The sequence below is a fragment of the Rhizobacter sp. P2_D12 genome (genome assembly GCF_056404395.1).
The window spans coordinates 1-1,097 of record NZ_JBFUEB010000313.1; the positions used below are offsets into that span (position 1 = coordinate 1).

At 69.3% G+C, this 1,097-nt stretch carries 1 protein-coding gene; it reads left to right on the forward strand.

What is annotated here, in order from left to right:
- On the forward strand, nucleotides 1-1,097 hold a 1,097-nt coding region (locus tag AC1DYN_RS32700; protein ID WP_477966996.1), incomplete at both ends, for a hydantoinase/carbamoylase family amidase.

Sequence of the window (1,097 nt, forward strand, 5' to 3'; positions counted from 1 at the left end):
CGAGTATGCGCAACTGCACTCACTGAACGCCGACTACAACGGCCGCTTCGGCTTTCCGTTCATCCTCGCGGTCAAGGGGCCGACCGGCAAGGGCCTGTCGCGCCAGGCCATCATCGCCACCTTCGAGCGGCGCATTGGCAATGCGCGCGGCGACGAGCTGCGCGAGGCGCTGCGCCAGGTGCACCGCATCGCCGAGATCCGGCTGAACGCGCTGCTGGGCGTGACGCCGTCACTTGGCGCGCGCGTGATGGACTGGTGCGAAACGCTGGGTGCCATCAGCGACGTTGAAACGAACCTGACCTGCGCCTACATGACGCCGGCCCACCAGCGCACCGCCGCGCACATCGCCGGCTGGATGCGCGCGGCCGGCATGACGGTCCAGATCGACGCGGTAGGCAATGTCGTCGGCCGCTATGCCGCCGCGCAGCCAGGCGCCAGAACGCTGGCGACAGGCTCGCACTACGACACCGTGCGCGATGGCGGCAAGTACGACGGGCGCCTGGGCATCCTGCTGCCGATCGCCGTCGTCGCCGACCTGCACGCGCGCGGCCAGCGCCTGCCGTACGACCTGGAGGTGATCGCGTTCGCCGAAGAAGAAGGCGTGCGTTTTCGCAGCACGTTCTTGGGCAGCAGCGCCATTGCCGGCAGCTTCGACATGGGTTTGTTAAGCGCTGTCGACAGCGATGGCATCACGCTGGGCGACGCGCTGGCGCAGGCTGGCCACGACCATTCTGATATTGCCGGCATCGCGCGCGATCCCGCGCTGCTGCTCGGCTTTGTCGAAGTCCATATCGAACAAGGCCCGGTGCTGCTCGAACGGGGCCTGCCGCTGGGCGTGGTGAGCGCGATTGCCGGCAGCTCGCGCTATATCGTCGAACTGCGTGGTGTGGCCAGCCACGCGGGCACCACGCCGATGGGCATGCGGCGCGATGCGGCGGCGGCCGCGGCCGAAATCGTGTTGCTGGTGGAAGCGCGCTGCCGCCAGGGCGGGGCGCTGGTCGGCACCGTCGGCCAGCTCGAGGTGCCGGGCGGCTCGGTCAATGTCGTCCCCGGCGCCTGCCGCCTGTCCCTTGATATCCGCGCCGCCGACGATGCGG